Origin of the sequence: Neptuniibacter sp. QD37_11 (assembly GCF_047778105.1) — a bacterium.
GTDB lineage: Bacteria > Pseudomonadota > Gammaproteobacteria > Pseudomonadales > Balneatricaceae > Neptuniibacter.
This window is the reverse complement of record NZ_CP180554.1, coordinates 327,254-348,088: the sequence shown is the minus strand read 5'-3', so window position 1 is coordinate 348,088 and position 20,835 is coordinate 327,254. Positions and strand designations below refer to the sequence as shown.

General features: G+C 44.9%; 28 protein-coding genes. 3 read left to right on the top strand and 25 right to left on the bottom strand.

Translation table 11 applies throughout. The annotated features are described in order from the left end of the window. The first annotated feature begins 164 nt into the window (after positions 1–164). On the top strand, positions 165–950 hold the full coding sequence (locus ACMXYT_RS19330; RefSeq protein WP_415913243.1) for a M50 family metallopeptidase: 786 nt from the start codon (positions 165–167) through the stop codon (positions 948–950). Positions 951–1,003: 53 nt separating this feature from the next. Here the strand turns inward: ACMXYT_RS19330 and ACMXYT_RS19325 are convergent, their stop codons facing one another. From ACMXYT_RS19325 to ACMXYT_RS19270, 12 genes are all read right to left on the bottom strand, one after another. Beyond that, positions 1,004–1,267: a hypothetical protein gene (locus tag ACMXYT_RS19325; protein ID WP_415913242.1), complete on the bottom strand. Its 264-nt coding sequence runs from the start codon at positions 1,265–1,267 to the stop codon at positions 1,004–1,006. Positions 1,268–1,280: 13 nt separating this feature from the next. Next, the gene (locus ACMXYT_RS19320) at positions 1,281–1,715 is read right to left on the bottom strand and encodes a hypothetical protein (protein ID WP_415913241.1); all 435 of its coding nucleotides are present in this window, start codon (positions 1,713–1,715) and stop codon (positions 1,281–1,283) included. A gap of 1 nt (position 1,716) precedes the next feature. Further along, positions 1,717–2,448 (bottom strand): hypothetical protein, encoded by a 732-nt coding sequence (locus tag ACMXYT_RS19315; RefSeq protein ID WP_415913240.1) that lies wholly within the window; start codon positions 2,446–2,448, stop codon positions 1,717–1,719. A 4-nt stretch (positions 2,449–2,452) separates the two neighbouring features. Continuing rightward, a complete protein-coding gene (locus tag ACMXYT_RS19310; protein ID WP_415913239.1) occupies positions 2,453–2,635 on the bottom strand; it encodes a hypothetical protein in 183 nt (60 codons plus the stop codon). Then, entirely contained in the window at positions 2,622–3,152 is a 531-nt protein-coding gene (locus tag ACMXYT_RS19305) for a hypothetical protein (RefSeq protein ID WP_415913238.1), read from the bottom strand. The genes ACMXYT_RS19310 and ACMXYT_RS19305 overlap by 14 nt, the downstream gene beginning before the upstream one ends. Further along, complete coding sequence (locus ACMXYT_RS19300; protein WP_415913237.1) at positions 3,149–3,343, bottom strand: hypothetical protein; 195 nt, start codon at positions 3,341–3,343, stop codon at positions 3,149–3,151. Before ACMXYT_RS19300 ends, ACMXYT_RS19305 begins: the two co-directional genes overlap by 4 nt. Positions 3,344–3,404: 61 nt before the next feature. Next, positions 3,405–3,608: a hypothetical protein gene (locus ACMXYT_RS19295; protein ID WP_415913236.1), complete on the bottom strand. Its 204-nt coding sequence runs from the start codon at positions 3,606–3,608 to the stop codon at positions 3,405–3,407. 112 nt (positions 3,609–3,720) lie between these two features. Next, complete coding sequence (locus ACMXYT_RS19290) at positions 3,721–5,037, bottom strand: hypothetical protein (RefSeq protein WP_415913235.1); 1,317 nt, start codon at positions 5,035–5,037, stop codon at positions 3,721–3,723. Positions 5,038–5,312: 275 nt separating this feature from the next. Next, on the bottom strand, positions 5,313–6,806 hold the full coding sequence (locus ACMXYT_RS19285) for a hypothetical protein (RefSeq protein ID WP_415913234.1): 1,494 nt from the start codon (positions 6,804–6,806) through the stop codon (positions 5,313–5,315). Positions 6,807–7,138: 332 nt separating this feature from the next. Beyond that, positions 7,139–7,417 carry a hypothetical protein gene (locus ACMXYT_RS19280; protein ID WP_415913233.1) on the bottom strand — a complete coding sequence of 93 codons (279 nt, stop codon included), beginning with the start codon at positions 7,415–7,417 and terminating at the stop codon, positions 7,139–7,141. A 7-nt stretch (positions 7,418–7,424) separates the two neighbouring features. Beyond that, the gene (locus tag ACMXYT_RS19275; RefSeq protein WP_415913232.1) at positions 7,425–7,766 is read right to left on the bottom strand and encodes a hypothetical protein; all 342 of its coding nucleotides are present in this window, start codon (positions 7,764–7,766) and stop codon (positions 7,425–7,427) included. Between the two features lie 76 nt (positions 7,767–7,842). Continuing rightward, on the bottom strand, positions 7,843–8,439 hold the full coding sequence (locus ACMXYT_RS19270; RefSeq protein ID WP_415913231.1) for a hypothetical protein: 597 nt from the start codon (positions 8,437–8,439) through the stop codon (positions 7,843–7,845). A gap of 128 nt (positions 8,440–8,567) precedes the next feature. On the opposite strand from ACMXYT_RS19270, the gene csrA reads away from it, so the two are divergent. Next, positions 8,568–8,759 (top strand): carbon storage regulator CsrA, encoded by a 192-nt coding sequence (csrA, locus tag ACMXYT_RS19265; protein WP_415913230.1) that lies wholly within the window; start codon positions 8,568–8,570, stop codon positions 8,757–8,759. A gap of 56 nt (positions 8,760–8,815) precedes the next feature. Here the strand turns inward: csrA and ACMXYT_RS19260 are convergent, their stop codons facing one another. After that, on the bottom strand, positions 8,816–9,391 hold the full coding sequence (locus ACMXYT_RS19260) for a hypothetical protein (protein WP_415913229.1): 576 nt from the start codon (positions 9,389–9,391) through the stop codon (positions 8,816–8,818). Positions 9,392–9,645: 254 nt separating this feature from the next. On the opposite strand from ACMXYT_RS19260, the gene ACMXYT_RS19255 reads away from it, so the two are divergent. Beyond that, complete coding sequence (locus ACMXYT_RS19255) at positions 9,646–10,206, top strand: hypothetical protein (RefSeq protein WP_415913228.1); 561 nt, start codon at positions 9,646–9,648, stop codon at positions 10,204–10,206. 32 nt (positions 10,207–10,238) lie between these two features. Here the strand turns inward: ACMXYT_RS19255 and ACMXYT_RS19250 are convergent, their stop codons facing one another. The 12 genes from ACMXYT_RS19250 to ACMXYT_RS19195 all read right to left on the bottom strand — a co-directional run bounded on the left by ACMXYT_RS19250 (position 10,239) and on the right by ACMXYT_RS19195 (position 20,708). Further along, on the bottom strand, positions 10,239–10,874 hold the full coding sequence (locus ACMXYT_RS19250; RefSeq protein ID WP_415913227.1) for a hypothetical protein: 636 nt from the start codon (positions 10,872–10,874) through the stop codon (positions 10,239–10,241). Positions 10,875–10,961: 87 nt separating this feature from the next. Next, positions 10,962–11,240: a hypothetical protein gene (locus ACMXYT_RS19245; RefSeq protein WP_415913226.1), complete on the bottom strand. Its 279-nt coding sequence runs from the start codon at positions 11,238–11,240 to the stop codon at positions 10,962–10,964. Between the two features lie 118 nt (positions 11,241–11,358). After that, positions 11,359–13,017, bottom strand: a complete 1,659-nt coding sequence (locus tag ACMXYT_RS19240; protein WP_415913225.1) for a hypothetical protein — start codon at positions 13,015–13,017, stop codon at positions 11,359–11,361. Positions 13,018–13,148: 131 nt separating this feature from the next. After that, the gene (locus tag ACMXYT_RS19235; RefSeq protein WP_415913224.1) at positions 13,149–15,104 is read right to left on the bottom strand and encodes a hypothetical protein; all 1,956 of its coding nucleotides are present in this window, start codon (positions 15,102–15,104) and stop codon (positions 13,149–13,151) included. Between the two features lie 107 nt (positions 15,105–15,211). Continuing rightward, positions 15,212–17,074 carry a hypothetical protein gene (locus tag ACMXYT_RS19230; RefSeq protein WP_415913223.1) on the bottom strand — a complete coding sequence of 621 codons (1,863 nt, stop codon included), beginning with the start codon at positions 17,072–17,074 and terminating at the stop codon, positions 15,212–15,214. 33 nt (positions 17,075–17,107) lie between these two features. Then, positions 17,108–17,353, bottom strand: coding sequence for a hypothetical protein (locus ACMXYT_RS19225; RefSeq protein ID WP_415913222.1), 246 nt, complete (start codon positions 17,351–17,353; stop codon positions 17,108–17,110). Then, positions 17,350–17,640 (bottom strand): hypothetical protein, encoded by a 291-nt coding sequence (locus tag ACMXYT_RS19220; protein WP_415913221.1) that lies wholly within the window; start codon positions 17,638–17,640, stop codon positions 17,350–17,352. Before ACMXYT_RS19220 ends, ACMXYT_RS19225 begins: the two co-directional genes overlap by 4 nt. After that, on the bottom strand, positions 17,637–17,957 hold the full coding sequence (locus tag ACMXYT_RS19215) for a hypothetical protein (protein WP_415913220.1): 321 nt from the start codon (positions 17,955–17,957) through the stop codon (positions 17,637–17,639). The genes ACMXYT_RS19220 and ACMXYT_RS19215 overlap by 4 nt, the downstream gene beginning before the upstream one ends. A 196-nt stretch (positions 17,958–18,153) precedes the next feature. Beyond that, entirely contained in the window at positions 18,154–19,014 is an 861-nt protein-coding gene (locus ACMXYT_RS19210) for a hypothetical protein (RefSeq protein WP_415913219.1), read from the bottom strand. Positions 19,015–19,026: 12 nt separating this feature from the next. Then, positions 19,027–20,091, bottom strand: coding sequence for a hypothetical protein (locus ACMXYT_RS19205; RefSeq protein ID WP_415913218.1), 1,065 nt, complete (start codon positions 20,089–20,091; stop codon positions 19,027–19,029). A gap of 67 nt (positions 20,092–20,158) precedes the next feature. Continuing rightward, the gene (locus ACMXYT_RS19200) at positions 20,159–20,392 is read right to left on the bottom strand and encodes a hypothetical protein (RefSeq protein WP_415913217.1); all 234 of its coding nucleotides are present in this window, start codon (positions 20,390–20,392) and stop codon (positions 20,159–20,161) included. Further along, a complete protein-coding gene (locus tag ACMXYT_RS19195; RefSeq protein ID WP_415913216.1) occupies positions 20,385–20,708 on the bottom strand; it encodes a hypothetical protein in 324 nt (107 codons plus the stop codon). Before ACMXYT_RS19195 ends, ACMXYT_RS19200 begins: the two co-directional genes overlap by 8 nt. Positions 20,709–20,835: the final 127 nt, after the last annotated feature.

Genomic DNA, 20,835 nt, shown 5'->3' with positions numbered 1-20,835 from the left:
AAAAAATAATTCGGCTTTTTTATGGAATACGTATTCTTATTCGTTATCACATTTGTACTCATAGCATACCTCGGTGCTTTTTCAGTCCCTGTTAAACTTAAGATTTCGCCTGAAGAGATTGCGGCAGCAAAAGCAGGTTATGTGCCTGTGCGGGATCATCACAAATGAGTAAGCCGTCTACCGTTAGAGTAGGTGGTATGTTTGTCTCCAAAAATGGCCTGAGTCCCATTTCTTGGATGGTTATTATGTTGGTAGCAGCCTTTGCTGCGAAGCACTACCTCCCATCGTTCCCACTCTCTTACTTTTCTACCTACTTCCATGAGCTAGGGCATGGCCTTATGTCTGTTTTCCTTGGTGGGGAGATTGTATCTATCGAGGTAAATTATGCTGGAGATGGTGTTTGTTGGCATAGAACACCTGAGCATCTTCGAGGTTATGTTGCCTTTGCCGGTTACGCAGCGACGCCTATATTTGGCTCCATTTTCTTCTTACTCGGCTTGAGTGTCAGCCGTGGTCATCATTCTAAACTTTACTGGTGCTCTGTTCTGCTGATTATCTCCATGCTCTTGGTAGGCTTGGTTAAGTTCCATGATATGGATACTGAAATTATCCTGCTCTGCATGTCGGTGGTTATTGCTGTCGCACTCTACTGGCCAGCCATTGGACATGTATTTATGAAGTTTATCGGTACTTACATGATGATCGATGCCTTTGCTAACGCCAGTTGGTTATTTAGTTATGATACACAAGGGGATCATTATTCACTTGAGCAAATTACTGGCATTGGTATGCAGGTTTGGATTTATGTGTGGTTTGTGTGGAGTGCATTAATGCTGAACTTTACGCTGCTGGCAATGTACTGGGTATCTAAACGTCAGAATAAAGCGCAGTCAAAAGAAGATGACTTTGCACTTAAGCTTGAAGCGTATAGGGCGCAGAAAAGCTTATAGGATAAGGCACCCAATAGAATGTTAGGTGCCTTATTTGTTGGGTTGGATTTATGTCAAAGGTTCATTTGTTTCATCAATGTAGTAAACGTCCCACCGATCTCATCCCGAACCCGCTTCTCAGTGTTATCGGCGACCTTGTTCACAAGTCCATCCAATACGCCAACCAGCCATTCGTAGCGATCACTCTTTTCAAAGCCTGCGACGGAAAATTCGAAGAACTGTCCATCGGGCATAACAGTCTTAAATAGTGGGTTATTCTCTTTCCCGGTGTATACGTGAATGCAGCTATTATTTTTGCGTGCTAATTCTGTTGCCATCTATAAAGCTCTCCTATGCATCCTGAGCGAAAGCCCCGCAATCTGGACAATCCCTTACGATAATTGTTTTATCCTCATGAGGGTCTTTCTGAATCCATACAAAAGCCTGTTTCTTTTCGCATACGGGACACTCAACCTTCGGCATATTTACAATCTCATCACCAAGGTCAGTGAGTGCCGAGGCCAGTGCGAAGCCAGCGACCATTTCGTCATCTAGTCCATCAAAACCTTTCTCGTAATCTCGGAGTTCGCTATTTCGGATCTCGATATTATAACTAAGTACATCTCTCTGTTCGTCCGTAAGTACGCGACTTGGTTTCAGGTCTTCCGGCCCTGACCAGTCTTGGCATATTTTTGAGCCAACATGTTTCGCATGCTTATCTAGAAGGGTAGAGGCCAATAGGAATACAGAGGCTCTTAATTCCTGTGATAGGGTTTTTAGTTTCATCTCAGATGCCTTTGCGTAATAGGTTGTCATCAAATTCAGCCCATTTAAGCACTTCATGGCTTTCAGGGATGGGTTTCAGTGGTTCTGCATCATAATGCAGAGCTACGGAGGAGTCCGTGACCCACTGGCCATTTTCCATAGTCAAGATCGTTACAAAGGCACCTTCCGGCCCTTGAACTGTGGTGATGACGGGATGAAGTTCACAAGGGTAGCCCTCATCAGGTTTTGTGAAGTTGAGATTAAGTTGATCAATATTTCCTACGTAGATCCATGCTTGTGGATCGATACCGCTTGCGTCGACTTTTGGTGATGTTGATCCATAGAGAAGTGCAGTCTTAGGACACTTAATCCAACCCAGTTCTTTATCATGGCGCAATGGTAGATAGGCGCTACTCTTAGCGTCTTCATAGTCACTTCCCAGCACGATTACACTGGCTTTGTTTGGGGGTGTAGAGTCTGGCCCTGCAATTGGCCCGAAGTCCTGAATGAGCACCGGTTCAAGGGCTTTTTTCAGTTCTCCGTTTTCAGCCTTCCACTCTCCAATGAAAGGCTTTGCTGCACTGCGAACTACATCAAATAGTGACCCTTCCTTTTTAAATTCACCCTTTTCGTCAGAGAGGGTGTATAGCGTCCAACAAAGCTCATTCTTGCCTGCAGTTAGTCTGACTTCTTGGCAGTTCTTTCTTAAGTTGTAGAGCATTTGCTCAACAGTCATTCCAAGGTATGTCGCCATGTGCTTATGATTCCTTATTGCGGCGCTGCAGTTCCGCTTCAATTTCTTCTACAGTATCCATCCAGTAATCGAGATCCATAGAGCCACCTGCTGTAGTACGACCGTTATTCTCAGGGTCATCGATTTTTGCTTGATGGCCTTCTTTTAAAAGAATGAGTTGTTTATTGCCGAGATCAGATAATTCCATCGTAGTCCTTCAGGTTGTCAAAGTGGATATCCATGGCCTTTAGCTTTGCAACCATGTCTTTATAGGTGTATGGAAGGTAATCCACCCCATTGTCTATTTCAGGAAGATTGTGACGTTTCCGGATCAAGTTGTAGAGATGCATCAAGCCTTCTGCTTCTTTGGGCTTGCAGGTCCGTACTTTAGCTCTAAAATCGTTTGCAACAGCATCGCCATCTAACTGAGCCATGTGATCAAGAAATACACTTGCAGGCCCTTTGGCATTTTTAAGCTCATAAAGCATCCATCGCTCTATATATTCAGCAGAGATAAATGCAAGTAATCCCGGAATAAATCCCCAGAGAACATGAAGCTCCAAGATAGTGGCGGCAGTAGCACCCATAAAAATAGAGAATGGGGTGAAGATAATAAGGGAGGCAATTCGTTTTTTGGGCTCAAAATATTCAGTATTATTACCTTTAGCCCAAAAGCCTATAAATATAGCCAAAATTGTGAAAATTATTGCCGCTATGTAGATCATAGTTCCTCCGGCGATGACCATTTATGTTTGCAGTGCCGACACTTCCATTCAACAGGGTTAATCCACTCAACGAGTTGAACTTGTGGTGTGTCACATTCTGGGCATCGTGGTGGATTCTTGCATAATGTTACACGTTTTTGGTTGGATGCTTTTGCAGCATCGATCACTTGATCAATCCAGCTTTCAGGCATGTTATTTCCATCAATATTTGAATATGGAAATATTATATTGAAAATTAATATTTATGCAACACTAAAGAATCGTAATGCCGTTACGGGTTGCGACATCGCTCAAAAACCGACCGTGATCAACATATGACCCTTCTTCATCCCTCAAGACCCATTCGCCTCTAATCGGTTCACCTTCAGGGCATGTGCCATTCAGTTCTTTTTGTAAACTGCACCCATCTGAAACGGAATAGCAACTAGGATCGAGACGTATAGCCTTCGTGCTCATCTATCTTTCCTGTAAATTTATTGAGTTATTTACTATAACTAAAAATAATAAAAAAGTAACTGCCTCAATAGTATCAATGCGGGGAGTGCGGTTTTAGCACTCCCCATTACTTTTACCACTTTAGCTCTGTAAAGGCTTCAGGGGCATTGACGGCGATCCAAGTAACGAGATCCTCTTCGTTGAATAGGGCGGAGATGCCGGAGGCAACAGTTGCTGGACGGCCGCCTTCTTTGCTATAAAAACCTTCCATGAGGGTAGGGCATCCAACATCCAGCCAGTCAAGAATATCTTCTGTTTGCTCAGCTCCTTTTAAAGCAAATCCTTCCATTTGCTCAATAACCGCTATTAGTTCACTGTCAGACCCTGCTCCATCAAGCAGAGCTTGGTTGAAGAAATCACTCAAGTTAACTTCAGTTGGGTTTCGAGAGCCCTTTACTGAAAGCTCTTCTCCCCATCGGGAAATGCCGCCACTTCGTAATGTTGCTCTGACTGGAAGTGAGGTCAGTAAACTTCTAATCTCATTGGGGAAAGATGCGGTTAGGTCGCGCATGACATTCTTAGCAAAGAGCCTTACAACGCGACTATCCCACTCTTTATTTGCCCGGGCATAATCCTGATCTGCCTCAATATGAGGACAGTATTTTGAAGATGGGATTTCCGTGTTGAATGAGGCAGTCATAAGATTCTCGGCCTCTGACATATCAACCTTGCCATTGGCCTCCCAACGCGCTCCATACACGGCTGCATCAAGGTACAGGTCGGCAATAGACTTGATAGACTCGTTGTAAGTGAGTTTGGAGGCAGATTGCTCTGCAGCAGGCAATACATCGGGATTCTGTTCTTGTTGCTGCACAATTTCGACAGAGCTTAATGGCAATTCAACCTCTAAGAATTCACTTTCCAATGATGCACTCACACGGCCATAGGTAATTTCCCTAAGCATGCCTAATATAGTCTCAGCTCCAACATAAGAGCTTGCCCATTCAACAATTGCGGTCCGATCCCAGTTGTCGACAGCTTCTTGAATTTCGGATCGATCCAGCTCTTCAAGCTCAGCAAAACTAAGGAAGTCTTCGATAATTCCATCATGATCACCCATTTCAGATTCAAAAACCTCAAGCATTAATGCGTCAGCGGACTCTTCGGATGCGGCTTTACGGGTGTAAGTGTTAATGATTTCATCATTAACACCGTCCGTTTCAATTACCGTTACAGTATGCAGGGGGATGGTAGCTTTAATTTCAAGCGGCTGATGTGCGAGGGCGGACATGGTATTGACGTCTTGATAACCCAGAAAATCACTAAGGAAATTTAAAACTTTATGCTGCTTCTTGATTGGTGCGCCATGAAATGCCTCCAACGCTGATTTAGCACGCGTTTTAAGTGTTTCAAAGCCAAAGTTGATTACAAATACATTGTTGCCGTTCATAACACTTCTCCATGTCGTTACCGGTCAATTTTGATACTGCCACCGTTATATCGGGTACCGGTAAACATAAAGTGTGCTGTAAGAGCATCAATGTTTATCGGGATATGGCCTAGCAACCCTTCTTACGATCCTCTAGTGAGGTGGTGGCCGCGCTTCGGGTAAAAGCCCTAACCGACCCTGACATGTACTAAGCATGTGTGCCAGCTAGTAAGAGTAATGATAATGATGAAATACAAAAAAGCAACTCAAAGGTTGCTTATTCTTGGATTGGGGTATCATTTAACCTTATTAGCAAGGTGTTTCAGTGCGCTAGGATTGTGAATAGAGAGCCAATTCACGAGATCTTCAAGTCTAACCTTGCAAGTGGCGTACGGGAAATATTCCCAAAGATCATTCATTGCAATCGAGGTGTTTTCTTTTCTAAAAACTGAATTTAAATTGTATTTATGGAAGACCGCTTGTCGACCTCGTTTCCCCAATAGCGCGACTTCAAGTGGATTGGTGGTTACAGTCATTTCATGGATCAGGGCTTTGAAATGCGCAAGAGAGTTTCTCTTCGTAGCCATAAAGACATCGGCAATATCCAAGGTTTTTTCCTGCCCATCATGGGTGTGGATATGTGCGATTATAGTGGCCTTAAAAAGATCTGTATTAAAATTTGTATTAATTAGATCTAGAGCCTTAATAATATCACCTCTCAGCTCTTCAGGGCATTTACCTTTTACCTTATTCTTAATTGCCGCAATAGCATCTGCCCAGTATTGCGGGGCTTCTCCGCTGAAAGGCTGCATGCTATGAGTCAGTTGCTCAGCTACGTTTGCTAACTCACCTTCCTTTACCGGCCAGTTATATAAGATTTTGTTGGTTACGCAGAGTGCATCTTTATAGCTCTTGGCTAGCGCAGTTTTAGGGCAGGTTTTTACAAGCGTGCTATTTAAGTCATTAAGCGTGTTATGAAATTTTTGTTCGAATTGTTCATTTGCTTCTTCACTTTGCTTTACGACTTCGTGAATATTAGTGAGTGAACCTTCGTAGCCGTCCAGTAATTGACTCATTCGGTGGGGCCCGGATTCATAATGTAATTTCATCAGCCCATCCATTAATTCTCTCGTTGGATTGGGATGTTTCATTAGGTCCTGTAAAACGGGGTCATCAGGATAGCGTCCATCAAGTCTCTCTAATATCTTTTTGAATTGCTCACGCTCTTCATCGGGGTTGCGGGATCTTAGTTGGCTAATAATCTCATCGAGTTCCTCTGGTGAGGCTGCGGAAAGTGGCGTTGGATAAATGACTGGACCATAGGATGAAATCCCATCGCCGTGATCCATCACTTTAGCATTAGAGGTGTCTGCATAATTAGAGCAACCAGAGGCGTCTCTATCTTCCCTCAAGCATCCTGCCGTTTCCCTGAAGCGATCAATTAGGCCATCTGGAAGTCCGTGTTGTTCTTCGGAGTCTTTTACTCTCGTATTAGCTAAAATGGGCTCTGATTCATAAGTAGAATTAGGGTTGCCAATTAGCTCATCAGGATCTACTCTCATGGCACTCTTGATTGCTTGCTCAAAAGGTTTTTGTGCGGCCTTTTTCAATGCAGCAGAGACTTCATTCGTATTTCTATAGCCATAAATGACAGCCAAGACCTTCAATATCTTTTGGTCAGACTTGGGGCCTTTCTTGAGAGGTGAGCCTTGAAATTCTTCTAGGGCAGTGCGGGTACGTTCCACCAGTTTTTTTGGTGACATAGGTAAAGCTGAAAACGGATTTTCCATAGTAATTATTCCAGACAGTCGCCGAGTTGATGGGTCACCCTTGCATCATGGCTATTGTTTGGAATCAAAAACCATGTATTTGTTCGATATACTTTATTCTGCAATACCCAAATGGGCGGTGACTGCGCTCTAAAGTGAGAGCCTCAACCAACCCGTCATGTCATGCATGCGAACCAGCTGGTCGTACCAGTATATTGGGGTTGATTTAAAAGTCAATATATTTGCGTTATAATATGTATGAATTGAAGCCTTACGCATGAGGGTTGGCGACTCTAAGCTGATCGGCAGGCTGCGTTTCTGCTCAGGCAGGGGCATCGCTAATCGAATTTGCATTAACTCCGCAGGGAGAGAAGCTTCTGAGTCATCTCTACTGCGGACTGCTTGCCATCATGCTTATCTGGATGACAAAGCTGAATGAGCTTGTTTAGTTCTTCGGGTGTAAATGGAACTTCCTGCTGATCCGGCATCAGGCCATGAAGGAGAAAATCTTCGCCGCCCTTATGGTTAATTCGTTCAATTAAGTCATCCCAATCCGACCGCAAATCCAGATATCTTCGTCTCATGAAGTCCAAAGCCGCTTCGGTGTCTTTAAGTTTCTGACTTTTAAACATAAGAAGCCTATTTTCCGAGCAATCCATTGAGCTTTTGTGTCATCTCAACTGCAGATTTTTTTCCGCAATGCTTATCAGGATGGCAAAGTCGCACCAACGTCTGGAGATCTTCCTCATCGAACTGCTTAGAGATGGAGGCGGTTTTGGTTTTGCCTGATTTATTCACTTCTTGAAGCAAAGAGTAGGCGAGGCGCAAATTTGCTATATCAATTTGAAGCCGCATTACCTCACCGGTGTGCCTCATCGCTGCGGCCTGTTGCTTCATGATGAGCCAGCCGAGGAGTAGAGTCGCCGTCATAACGCCAATACCAAAGCTTGTCACATCCCAAACAAAGCCTGCTTCTTCCATCTCTATTTCCCAGTCTTGTTTTTAATTATTTACATTATAATGATAATAATTAACAAAGCAAGCTGCACTCAGTGCTTTATGGCGTAATCGTCGTTATGTAGTCACCATGGTCCATCGAGCCAAAAGTGACACAAGCAAGATATCGATGCAACCCGCCTATTGAAAATTCGATCAAGTGCCATTCAAAAACACCGATGTGTTGCTCATTAATTAGCACATGGCTGAGGGGATCTTCAATTGGTGCACTTACATTATATTTGAATTCCTCACCTTTGGCGTTAAAGCCTGCAAGTAATTTCTGAGTCTTGCAGTTCTTGCTTACAAAAAATACCTCAGCAAACATACCATTGGGATTAGGGGGCGAGACTGGCCCATAGATAGCTTCGACTGCAGCTATTGCTCGTTTTACATTCCCTTTGGCTGAAAAACAGCTGAATATAAAGTCCTCTAATTGCCTGCCTTTATTCAACCCTTCCCACACCTTTCCATCTATAGAGACGGATGCTATCTGCGCGCGCACTACAGGCCCCTCAAGCTCACCCATAAAGCCTGTGCGGTAAAAGATATGTTCTGGCCCAGCATAGCCCGTTTGAAATGCATGCGTATTGCCTTTCGCATCATGCAGAAAGACAGGATATTGGCGCTGGTATAGTTTCTGATTAATTTTACTCAAGGTGAATTCCCATTCAATAATTGCTTGACTTGTAGATATTATAACGATAATCTTTATTTAAGCAAGGCTCGGGGAGCACCAAGCCATGTTAGAAATAATAAATGGATAAAAAAGTAGAGGATACATATATGCTTATTCTAACTCGCCGAGTAGGTGAAACGCTGATGGTTGGAGATGAAGTGACAGTAACCGTATTAGGCGTTAAGGGGAATCAGGTCAGAATTGGAGTGAATGCACCGAAAGATGTGTCGGTTCATCGTGAAGAGATTTACGAGCGCATTCAACTTGAGAAAAAGGCTGCTGAAGGCGAAAAAGAATAACGAAAGAATTGATCAAGCAGCCCATGCGTATGCATGGGCTTTTTTATGCCTGATAGTTATTGGTTTTCCTGAACTTCCAGTTTATCTGCTATGTGATCGACAGGGATATGATGCCCTCGGAGTCGAAGCCTATGATGCAGCTCATCAGTAAAGAAACTCTTGGGTGGCATTTTGGCCATGAGGGAGGCGATCTCGCTATTTGTGTAGCCATAGTACTCGGCAACGGTCATTACTGCCTGCCGGAATGCTTCTTCATAGCTGAGTTTGGGAATACGATACAAGCGCTCTTTATGTTTTCCTATACGAGCGATGAATACGGGGGTGTAATACCACTCCTTACCTGATTTTTGTTTTTTTCCTTCCGCTGCGATATAAGCCCTTAGGCCGGTTGCTATGCCATTCTCTGTTGGGTTTATTAGGCCTTCCAGTCGTTTTCCCTGCACCACGGTTCTTGCCTGCTCTAGCCACTCCTTGTCGATCTCGTGCGCCAGTTGTTTTGCTGTGTCGTAGCTGTACTCTCGTAAGCCAAAATACATCTGCCGGTAGTCATTGTCGTCACCAATCGTTCTCGCTACACGAAAACCGATAAATCCGCCGGGATGCTCGCCTTCTTGATACTCCAATACGGCCATCGTTTTCACCACTAACTAATACTTGACCCGACTATAACGCAAACCGACTGCAAAATAATAGTGTTACCAATACATTCATTGGGTTGGTGTTTTTTGTTTTGGTTAACGTTTTTTTGTTAGTTTTACGTTTTTTTGTTAACCGGAGGGAAAAGCGTTAACCAATTGATTTCAAACGGATAAACTATATTATTTATGGTTTGATAAGTGGAGTTCCGTGTGCTTAAATGAAGGAAATAATGCTTCGGAGATGTTCTATGTTGCGTGTCTATACTCGTGAAATAATTAATAATCTGTCTTGTGCCAATAGTGTTCAGGAAAACTATTCGGTTGAGGCTCTTGAGGCGTATGTTGACCTGCTTGATGCATACCTATTTCACCGCAAGCAAGATAAGCCGCTGGCCCAATCTAAGGGTGAGTTTTACGAAGGGGAATTTGATCGGGCGGACTTAATTACTAAAGCGCTTGGCAACATCAATGCTTATCAGAAGACGCTTAATACTTTCCATAGTGGCGATATCATCAAACTTCGAGATCACCTTCATGTTAAAGTCGCTAAGCGAGTAGCTGACCCTACTCAACACGGCCCGTTAAAAGGCTCGGCAAAAAAACGTTTACCGTACCGCCCTGTCGAGATGGAAGGGTGTATCGTATTGATCCCTGCGAAGGGGGCACAATCACACCGGTTACGGACTCACATTGAAGCTACTGGATTGGATTTCACAGCGATTGAGACGATTGAGCTCAATCATGAAGAATGGCTTGCTAAATCAGCTGAGCTTAACAAGGAGCGTGAAGAAGTCGCGGCCCAAACCTGAGCTGGGAGAGGAGGGGCATAACCCCTCCATACTCATACTTTAGCGAGCGTGGTTAGGACGCTACGTCCTTTATCTGCAATACCTAGAATCCGAGTCTTGCGACCATCGATCAGCTTACGCTCAACAACCTCAATATAACCACGCTTAATCAACTGATCGATCTGCACATTGCAAGCCTTACGTTCCAGATCGAGAAAAGTATAAATCTCGGTGGTTCGTGTAAGGCCGTTATCAATGGCTGTTAATGCAATTAGGGTAGGGATTTTGATTTTACCCAGCTCTTTCATTTCTTGATACAGGCTTCCCAGTTCTTCTGAGGACTTCTTTTTCTGACCACTGGTGCCTAAGGCGCCGCGAAGCGTATTAAGGAAGGTGCGCCCCTCTAATGTCATGCCACGGGCCGTCTGAGGCTTTTTGCCTTCGATAACCGTCACGTACCCATCTATCTTCAGCAACCCTTGGTCTTCGGCTCGCAGGACTGGCTTGCGTAGCGATTCGGTAGAGGGGCCAAGAGCCGCACTTAAACAACCCATTGTCATCTTACCTGTTTCAAAAGCCGCGAGCAGGGAAAAGGTAGAGAGGTAGACATCCTTCAAAGCCTTATTGCACTCATGAAGGCTAAGGATTGATTGATTAGTTTTAACGAGGTTGTTAGCAACGCTGCCCACTATTGACTCCAGTCTTTAGCAAAAATTTATGGCATTATATATAGTGATAAAGGGGGAAAAGTCAATAATGGACAATGGGTTACTGCCTTACAGCTTAGGTACACGCGCATTTTCATACGCTTCTTTCTCAAACTTATGGCCTTCACTCGCACACTTAAAGCCAAGTGGGTGCTTGTTTGAGAATTTGTATGCATTTTGGATGATTTGTTTCTTCTGGTCAGCACGTTGCTTAATCGCAAATGCTGTAGCTCCAAGGATGGCGAAGGGCACAGCAACCAGCATGCCACCCGCAATTACCGGGGTCATTACGAGGAATACACCACACAGGCTGGCGATAAATGCAGAAAATACAGCTCTTTCAGTCATAACGGGTTCCTTATTTTTATTGTTGCTATGTGGTTTATAGTATAACGGTTTTTAACGCTGTTAAATTTTCAGGCACAAAAAAGCCGGGACATGCCCGGCTTGTGAATATTCTTCCGCATTAATTTACGGTGATCTTGATCGGAATACCGAACAGGCTCGGACCTTCTTTCTTCTCGGGAGCCTTCGCGACGACGTTATTCATGCAGTTTCGGTTACGGCGACATGCATTGATCTTTGCATTGATCTCGTTCGCGGCCTGATTCATGAAGGGTGTTCCGCAGAGCTTCATCCCTTTGGTGTGGAATTGCTCAGCTTTTCTCATGTTATCAGCGGTAAATGCCCCATTCGCTTTATTGATACCCAACTGACCATACTGGTTGGCAATCTCACATTTAAAGTTGGTTGTTTCCTTACTGTATTGCGGGAAACGTGCAGACATCTGCTCATACACCTCGTAGGCATTGTTGCCTTTCGGTGACATCAAGCGGTTGTTCTTAATGTTCTCACGACCCTCTACTAGTAAGGCTTCAAATCCAGCGCGGCCTGTCGGTTGTTTTGGTGCTGGTTTCGCCGCTGGTGTTGCCTTAACAACCTCTTCTTTAACGCCCATGATCATGCGGATTTCTTTCAGCTTCGCCTCAAGTGCCTGCTCGGTAGGATTGCCATTCGCTTTTGCTGAATTAACTGTATTCTGCGCCATGGCTTTAGCATTGTCAGCGGGTACGCCATATGACACAAGTTTGGTCTCAAACTTGTGTATCTGCTCAGCTTCCGTTAGCTTAGGCTTTGCAGGCGCTGCGGCTTTAGGTGTCTCAGGTGCCTTTTGAGGGGCTGCCTGTGCTGTTTCTGCGGGTGCTGATTGCTTATATTCATTCGGCCACAAAAGTGGGGCATGACGCGGCAGGTGTTCTGTTACGAATTTTTTGTACTCTGCACGGTTGTGTTTGAAGGTATTGATTGCAATCTCAACATCCTTAGCGGTGCCATGCTTTAGTGTATTAGGCCATTTTTGGGCCATTTTGTAGTGTGAAGAGGCATAAAACTTCAATGTCATTTCATGTTTGCGCTCAGCACGGTTCAGTCGCAGCACGGGCGTGTTGTAATGTTCAGGATTAAAATCCTTAAACTGTTCGCGACGGGCTAGACGGTCATCACTTTCTTTTTCGTAGCCAGCCATCGTGTCCTTCATCTGCTTTACACGATTACGCTGATCCTTAAGGATCTGTTCGACACGGTCATTCTTGCCGTCATAAAACGCTTGCTGCAGCCTTTCAAAATCACTGTTAGCCATCATTTGATTAGTGGCCTGACCTCTGAGAACCATACGGTAGTTTCGTAGGTTAGCATGTGGCCATCGCTTCTGTGCTTCTTTAATGGACGGATACAATGGCAAATCCTCCCATTTTTCAGCAAGAAGTTTCTCCAGATCACCTTTCATGGCTGCTCGGCGTTCTTCTTCTGCCTTCCGAGCGGCTTCACGTTCCGCACGCTTGCGTTCACGTTCTGCTTTCTTTTTGGCCTTAACCGCTGCTTTGTATTTCTCACCACGCTCAATGTAGTTAGCTTTCTCTTCCGGGGACATCCGCTCAACTTCAAAGATGGTCAGCTCAGCGAAGTCTTCGAAGCCCTCGATCTTTGCGGTATTCACACGATGGGGCTGGTTTTTGATTACCTGCTCTTCAACATCCGAAAGCTTGTTCCCAAAAAAGGCCTGAGCAGGCATTGCGACCGTCAGTGATAGTGCGCATGCCAGTAGGATTGAACGTGTCTTTTTCATCAGCAACTCTCCATTTAAGCTAATGTCATTAGGTATGCTTGATTACTATAATGATAATAATGTATTTGTAAAGATGTAAGTAAAAAAATGCCCAGCAAATCTGGGCATTGTCTTAGATAGGGTAGGTCGGCTTACCAGCGGATCTTCACGCCGAAGACATCGAAACCATCTTCCTCATCTTTCTTTTTAGGTTTCTCTTTCTTGGCGGTTACATTTCCATCCTGACATGCATCCGAGTTGTTGCATGCCTGCACCTGCTTATTGATGGTGGCTGATGCCTGTTCCATGTAAGGCGTTACACAGATCGCTTTCGCCTTATTGAAGAAGTTAACCGCTTTCTTCATGTTGGTTGGCGTAAAGTCACCATTCGCTTTAGATACGCCCAGCTGTGCATAGCGGTCAGCAATGGAACAGCGGAATGCTTCTGCTTCTTCTTTGTACTCTGGGTACTGGGTCATAGCGTTGTAAGTATCGTAGGCACTCTGACCTTTCGGTGACTTGAGGCGATACTTCTTCACACGCTGTTGGCCTTCAGCAAGCAGGGCATCAAAGGTCGCACGGTTATCTGCTTTTGGTGCTTCTGCTGGTGCAGAGGCTGTAGAAGTTATTTCAGCAACTTTCTGAGTTGATGGCTCATTGTTAGGCGTTGGTTCAGGTGTGCCTGCTGCCTGAGTAACTTCTTCTTGCGCCTTAGGTGTTTCAGCTGCGGCTGGTGCTTTTTTAGCAAAGCCCATTAGCATCTTAACCTCACCCAGTTTGGCAGCGATCTGCGCATCACGGTCTTCCGTTTTCTGCGAAGCCAGATTCTCACGCAGCACCTTAGCCTTCTCTGCGGTCATGCCTGCTGCAACCACATCCTTCTCAAACTGATCCAGCTTCTTGTTGTCTTCAGGTGTTACCGATACCCGCTCCTCAGGTTTAGCTGATTCAGCTGGCTTTTCAGCTGCATCTTCTTTAGTCGCAGTCTCTTCAGGGGCTGGCGCAGGTTCAGGCTTAGGGTTTTCGATAGCTTCAGCACCGGTTTTAATGGCGTTCTTCATCTGCTCAACCGCTGCCAGCATTTCTGCTTCCGGCTGTGATGTAGTGGTACCACGCATGCGGTTGAAACGAGGCGGAACAGGGAGGACCGTAGGCTTCACACCCTTCGCGTACTTTGGATACTCTTCCGGCCAGATTGCATTAGCATGGCGAGGCAGGTAGCCCATCATGAAAGCCTTGTACTGATCGTAGTTGTCCACGATGGCTTTAGCGCGGTCATTCATATCGCTATTGCCAAAGCGCACAGAATCCAAATAGGCTTTAACCAGCTTCTTCTTATACATGTGCACCCAGTGACCACTCAGTCCACGCGCATGCTGCTCATTACGAAGAATGTCCTTGTTTACTTGTAGCGGCTGGTAGGTACTTGGCTCAAAGTCAGGGTACGCTTTCTTGTGATCCACATAGCGCTGATTAACTTCTTCCAATTGAGCCAGCTTGGCATCATAGGTCTCCGCCTGTTTCTTGTACTGCTTTAAAGCGGAATCCATATTCACCTGAATACCTGCGATAGCAGATTCTTCATACTGTTTGCGCGGATAAGTCCACATATTCAGACCTACATTACTATGAAGACCCGCCAACTTATTATAACCTTTTGCCCATTCAGTCAGGTTAGGGTATTTAGCGACAACATCTTTATAGGTCATCTGCTTACGATCATAAGGGGCCATTGCGGCTTCAACCTGCGGGGCAACACGCGCTTTATCTGCAGCGTATTTGCGCTCTGCTTCTTCCTGCTTACGCTTACGCTCAGCCTGTCGTGCAGCACGTTCAGCCTTCTTTTTCGCCTTAACCGCCGCTTGATATTTTTCGCCACGCTCTTTGTAGTTCTGCACCTCTTCCTGACTCATCTCACGCATTTCAAACACGGTAAGACTCACAAAATCTTCAAAGCCTTCAATACCAGCCGGGTTCACTCGACTAGGATCTTCCTTCATGATGCGCTCTTCAACATCAGAAAGACCTGAACCCCAAAAAGCCTGAGCAGGCATCGCGATGCTTGCGGTCATCGCAGCAACCAGCAAAATTGTAGAAATCTTTTTCATCTTACTTCCTCTATATTTATTATGGGCAACCTGCCCACGTCCTTCATGAACAAACCTTATTATAATGAAAATAATTAAAAGCACAAGGGTTTAGTGCACAAATACCCTTATTGTTGTTTGGGTACCTGCAGCCCATACGCATCCAGCATACGATCGCCTAATCCATTTTTCAGGAGGTTCCAATAAGTGGCCAGATCATCGAATGTTTCCAAGTTATACCCACTTCTTACTTTCCTAACTTGATCTCGCCATGTTGAGTAGTGCTGGTCTTTTGGTGGGAAACTTACCTGACACTCTAAATCAAGATAAAAACAATGGACCAGAGACTGTGTAACTTGTAGTTGCTTGCTCACAGCCTGTGAGGTAAAGGTGTCAAATTCGGATTCCAAATATGCCATCACCCATTCTAAAAAAGGCCCGGTTTGGTGAGTTGTACTGGCATACCAGTTTTCATTTCGCGCATCCTTGAGTGGCCTAAAGTAGTTATTCAATAGGTCTTCTTTACTGATCTGGTATTCATTCAGCACTGCAGTTAAACCATAGAGGTCAGCAAATGACTCTCCCAAAGGATAAGGCCAGAGTAGTGTAGAATCTTCATCAGCCTCTTTATAGAAATTTAATGGCTTTAAAAATGAATCTTCTTTGGTGATTGCATTCGCGGGGCCGTATCGAAAATTGACTGAGTGTTTCATGCCCAGCTCACTTACATGGGCAAATTCATGCTGTGCAACAAATAATACCAGTCGTTCATGACCTACAGTGCGCTCAAGCTTTTCAAAAGACTTAAATTTGCCACCTACGCGAACGTTCAATCGTGCATTTGGCTGATCATGCTGGTCCCGGTCATAATCAGCTTGACCGCCCCAACTAGCGTCATGGTATTCGTATTGTATCAGCTCCGCATGATTATGTGGGTGGGCGATGAATGTGTCATCAATCTCATTGATCAACTTATTCCCAGCAATAAAGTTATTAGTGTTTATGAAATGTGGCTGGGTTAAGGCGGCCGCTAATTCCTCAGTTAAATTGAGTTTCGTCGGCGTGTATTGATGGTAGCCGGTTATAATATGGTTGACATGTATGAATAGGCCAAAGTTTGCATACATCCCCGCACTCATAATCCCCATAGCGATTAACATAGCGGAGGTTTTCCCTGCTGAATTTTTCCAATCAGCAAACCATGACTTTATTCCAGTTCCTTTCGACTGATAGTACTCCAACCTCCGAATTGCAGATCTATATGAAGGCGATATGGTGTAATAAAGACTTTGTTTTAGTTGGCTTAAGACCCTTTCTGACACTGAGAGCTCTTTACACAAGCCAGAGACCGTCGCTTTATACTCTGGTTCACGAATATTAAAGTGTTTATTTATTTCATTTTTTCGAACGCCGTGCGGCTTACCCTGTTTGCATTGAGCGCTCATGGCTAGGTTTTTTATGCCACTCACCATGCCACAGAGGCCCATAAATGCAATGATTGTAATCAGACTAAGAGTGGCAGGGGACTTATCATATAATATATCGAATATATAAAAACTAATAAGAAGAGCGGGCTTAAAAGCACCCGCAGATATAGCAATCCCAAGACCTGCTGTCATTATGCTGAACACCATAATTGTTGCAGGGGAAAGCAAGCATAATGTAAATCCAGACGCGATCATGCGGATAAAAGACTCGTTCTTCACCTTAAAGGGCTTTCGGTGGTAATGGGTCAGGCTAAAGTCCTGATGAGCAAATCCCTGCATCAGGGGTTTAATTATCGGTTCTGGAAGTAGGTAATCTCTGGCCTCACTGGGGCCATCAGGATTCTGGCTTCGCATAAGAGACTTGATGTTTTGTTTTGCTCCCTTTTTAGCTAACCACCTTTCGAAAATCACAAGTGCCAAAAGGAAGGCTATCATGCCATAGAGTACCAAATAGACAGGCTCTTGAAGGGTCTGCGCGAAAATATCCATTATGTCAGTCAGCATAATTTGCCTTTTGGATAATAATTAAACGATTAATTAAAAGGGTAGAGAAAGGTCGTCAGTTGCCGTTAGCCGCTTCAGTGAAACTCTGTGCCTTAATGGATTGCTGGTTCTTTCGGCATGAGCAATAACTGTATCACCCTCATCAGTAAGTACTTCAGCATACTCGCCTTCATAGGCAACGACAGCCCAATTATGAGGCAATTTCTCCGTCAAGAATTCCTGCATGGTGAAAGCAGGGGTTTTATGGGTGTTTACAGTATTCCATTGTATGTCTTTCATTTGTGCCCCGGCTCCGTTTCACCTCTGGCAAGTTTTGCCGCATCATCCATGCAGGCTTTATAGGCCTCCATGCCATCTAATTCAGCATTAATCGCATCGGCACTCCATGCCCAACAATAGGCAGAGATTATTTCTGCTTGCACCCATTCAATACGCCACGCTTCGGGCACGACCTCTTCCGGAGAAGAGGGGGGCTCATTACTTGCCGAAGGCTTAGCTGTGAAGGTGGGCATGCAGCCACTCAACAGACAGAGCGCTGTAAGCAGCGTCATAAGCCTCAGTCTCATGCTGCACCTCTGGAAGCGGAAAAAGCAGGGAATAATTTGTCCAGATAGCCCACTGCTTCGGACTGCTCGCAGCCTACATCAAACTTAAACCAAGGGGCCGCCAGCCGCCCTGATTCCACAGGATTGGCTAAAAGACTTTCTCTCAGCACGGATGCGGTCGTTTCCACATCATTTGTCATCAAATACAGCTCCCATAGCGGCGCACTGGGCTTTGATTCTTTGGCAGGACAGATGGACCAGTGGTACATAGGCAGGCGCTGCGCACACTGCGTTAGAGTACGCCGGTCGATTGACTGCATCAGAACAATTGTATTCATCTATAACTCAAGAATTTTAATGATTTCAAATATTATAATGAAAAAACAGAATTGTGCAACTGGTGCTTCTTGGGCATTATTTAAACAGAATTTACCCGATACTGTAGTGTATGGTGATTTAAACTCGGTACTGCGTTAAGTTCTTCATGCTTGAAACATGCCCCTATCTTTCCCGAAAGGGGCATAACACTTTGTATTAGTGAACGATTTTATTCTTGTCGTTTACCGTTTTCCAGTGTGTGATTAGTCCATCTTTGTCCAGCTTGTAAAACCGTAATACGTCATTAGGATAGCGCTCTGCTAGCGCCTCGATATGCTCTTTGTTTTTAGCAAGGAAGGCATGGCCCAACTCAGCATTATCATCATAGAAGAATGCCATGTCGCGGGGGTGACATTTTAGCTTTTTACTGATCTTCTCAAGATGGCGCGGACTCATCGGTAGCGCCCAGCGTAGAGAACCCATTCCGGTATCAAACAGTACAAAGCCCATAGGCTTGCCGGTATGCGGGTGTTTCATTGCTTGAATATGACAGTTCGATCCGATCAGTTTGCCAAGGTTCTTCTTGGCGTGTTCCAGCCCGTTATCTAGCTCATACAGGCAGCTTAAAGGCGTATTGGCGACCGTGTTAGGGGTATCAATGCCGCTGGTTAGCACCAGATGCTCATCAAGTAGTTTGAAACCTGCTTCCTGCAGGTTAGCTTGCATCTCAGTTTCATTGTCGAGATCAGGGCGCATCTTAAGAATCTGCTGGATAGGGCGTATCAGGATTAGCGCATTCTCCTTACTTAGTTCAAAAGCATTGCCTGAAGCCGCCATTTTAAACGAATCGAAGAGGTTTTCGCAGAAACGCTTAAAGATGTGGTGGCGTTCCGGTCCTTCACCTTCATTAATGTGCTGATGTAGATTGCCAAGGTTGATTTGAATTTCAGCTTCACCTTTTTTGATTTCAAATGAGATCTCTGTTGAACGGTTAATCTCAAGTCCGGCAATATCCGGTAATGCTGCAATACTTTCATACAGATGATTAAGTGTAACTTCGCCAGTTTCAGGGATCATAGTGTTGTCCTGTTATTTCAGCTTCACAAGGTGAGCTTTGTCTAAGATAGGTTTGCCTTCACCTTTGGTGAATTCATCGATATAAATAAGCTTACGCTTTTTGCGTCCTTCGCCATGTGGCTGCCAGCGGAAGTGGCCTGATACCTTAAAGCCATGAGAATACTCACGCCCACCCGCTGAGGGTGGTAGAGCACTTTCGCTCTTCTTACTGACGCCCAGCTGCTCAAGCTTGAATAATGAGATGCCCTTAGGCGATTTCTTGTCCTTCTTCACGGAGGGGCGGATCATCGCTGAAGGCAAGTGTGTCAGCGCATCGGAATCCGTCTGATCGGCTTCCTGCTGTGTATGGTAGTAGAGCATTAGAATCAGTGCTGTTTGCATCACACGATTCAGAATATTATGTGCGGAGTTGTTGTCTGCAATACCTTGACTATGGAAAACTTGTCCGGAGCCATTTTTGTCCTCATCGTAGTAATAGATGTAATCTTCACCACTCACATTGTTTTGGATGCAAACACCTACGGTTTTAAAATCCGGATTCCAAAACATCGAACGGAAATAGAGTCTAACGTCATCACCCATATTGGTGCGAATAGACCCTTGGGTGTAAGGGTAGCACCCGTCAGGAAAATCGAAGTACCAGAAGTTCTCATACAGGCCCTTAACGACAGGGTCTTCCGGGTCATATTTTGGCGCGTCCATATTTAACAACCGCTGCATCAACTGCTTTGTTGGCTGCAGGGCAACTACGTTCGTGTCCTTAAAGATACCGAAGTTGCCCGGTGTGAAGACGTTGCTGGCATAAGCAAGGTAGTGAAAATGCACAATCTGCTTTGCGGGAGGGGCTTCCTGACGTTCAGCTTCAGAGTGAAGGATAGAAGCCATCATGTCAGACATTAACTGAACACGCTCTACATAAGGCGTTTTTTTGAAGCGTTTGAGCGTATCAAGGCTTGCTGGCGCGATATTATTTTGCTCCAACCCTGACAGGAACATCTGACAATATGGATCTTGTATTCCAGACTCTATTTTCTTTAGGTATTCACTGCAGACTCGATCGATATGGGTCTTGGCCATCACGCTCTCCCTTTGTTTGACCGGATTCTATCAGAACTAACCTTAATTGGAATCTGTTGCTTCTGTATTAACCATCCTCTAACAGGGCTGTGAAAGGGACTGCGATGTGAATGATGTCATTCTGTGCATCTCGGATTTTCTTCAGGCTGAGTTGGCGAGCCCTCATAAATTTCTGACCTTCTTCGGGTGTAACTGGTTGTACTCGTTGCGTACGACCCAGCAACTGATGATGTATTTCCCAGTTATCATTACTAACGACAAGAACGGGCGAGCTCGGTGTGATCGCAGGATGATTACTCATCTTCTGTTTCCTCCTCAGGGTCATCCCACTCTTCGCAATCATGCACGGTTGCGCCATCTTCATTGACCACAAACGTTTCCAAACCGTTTCGCACAGTGTTGCCAGACTCCCAACGCAGCTCATAGGGGATTTTCTTCAGGCGAAATAGCTTCTCACAACCTAATTGACCATAGGCGACATCTGGAAACATGTAAGTGGCATAATCCTCTTCACTGCCTGCGGGGCATAATCCTTCGGTGAGAAAAGGCGCTAACGCTTCCGCTTCTGCCTGATGGGTGTGAGGGATGCGAAATTCAACAGGGACACGATCGCTCATATTACACAACCTCGGAAAAAGAAAGTTTAGTAGTATCCACCTCTTCAATGGTGGCTGCAGGAAGGGCTATTTGGGTTTTTACAAATACCTCTCAATTGAAGTTTTAATTATAATGATATTTAATTAA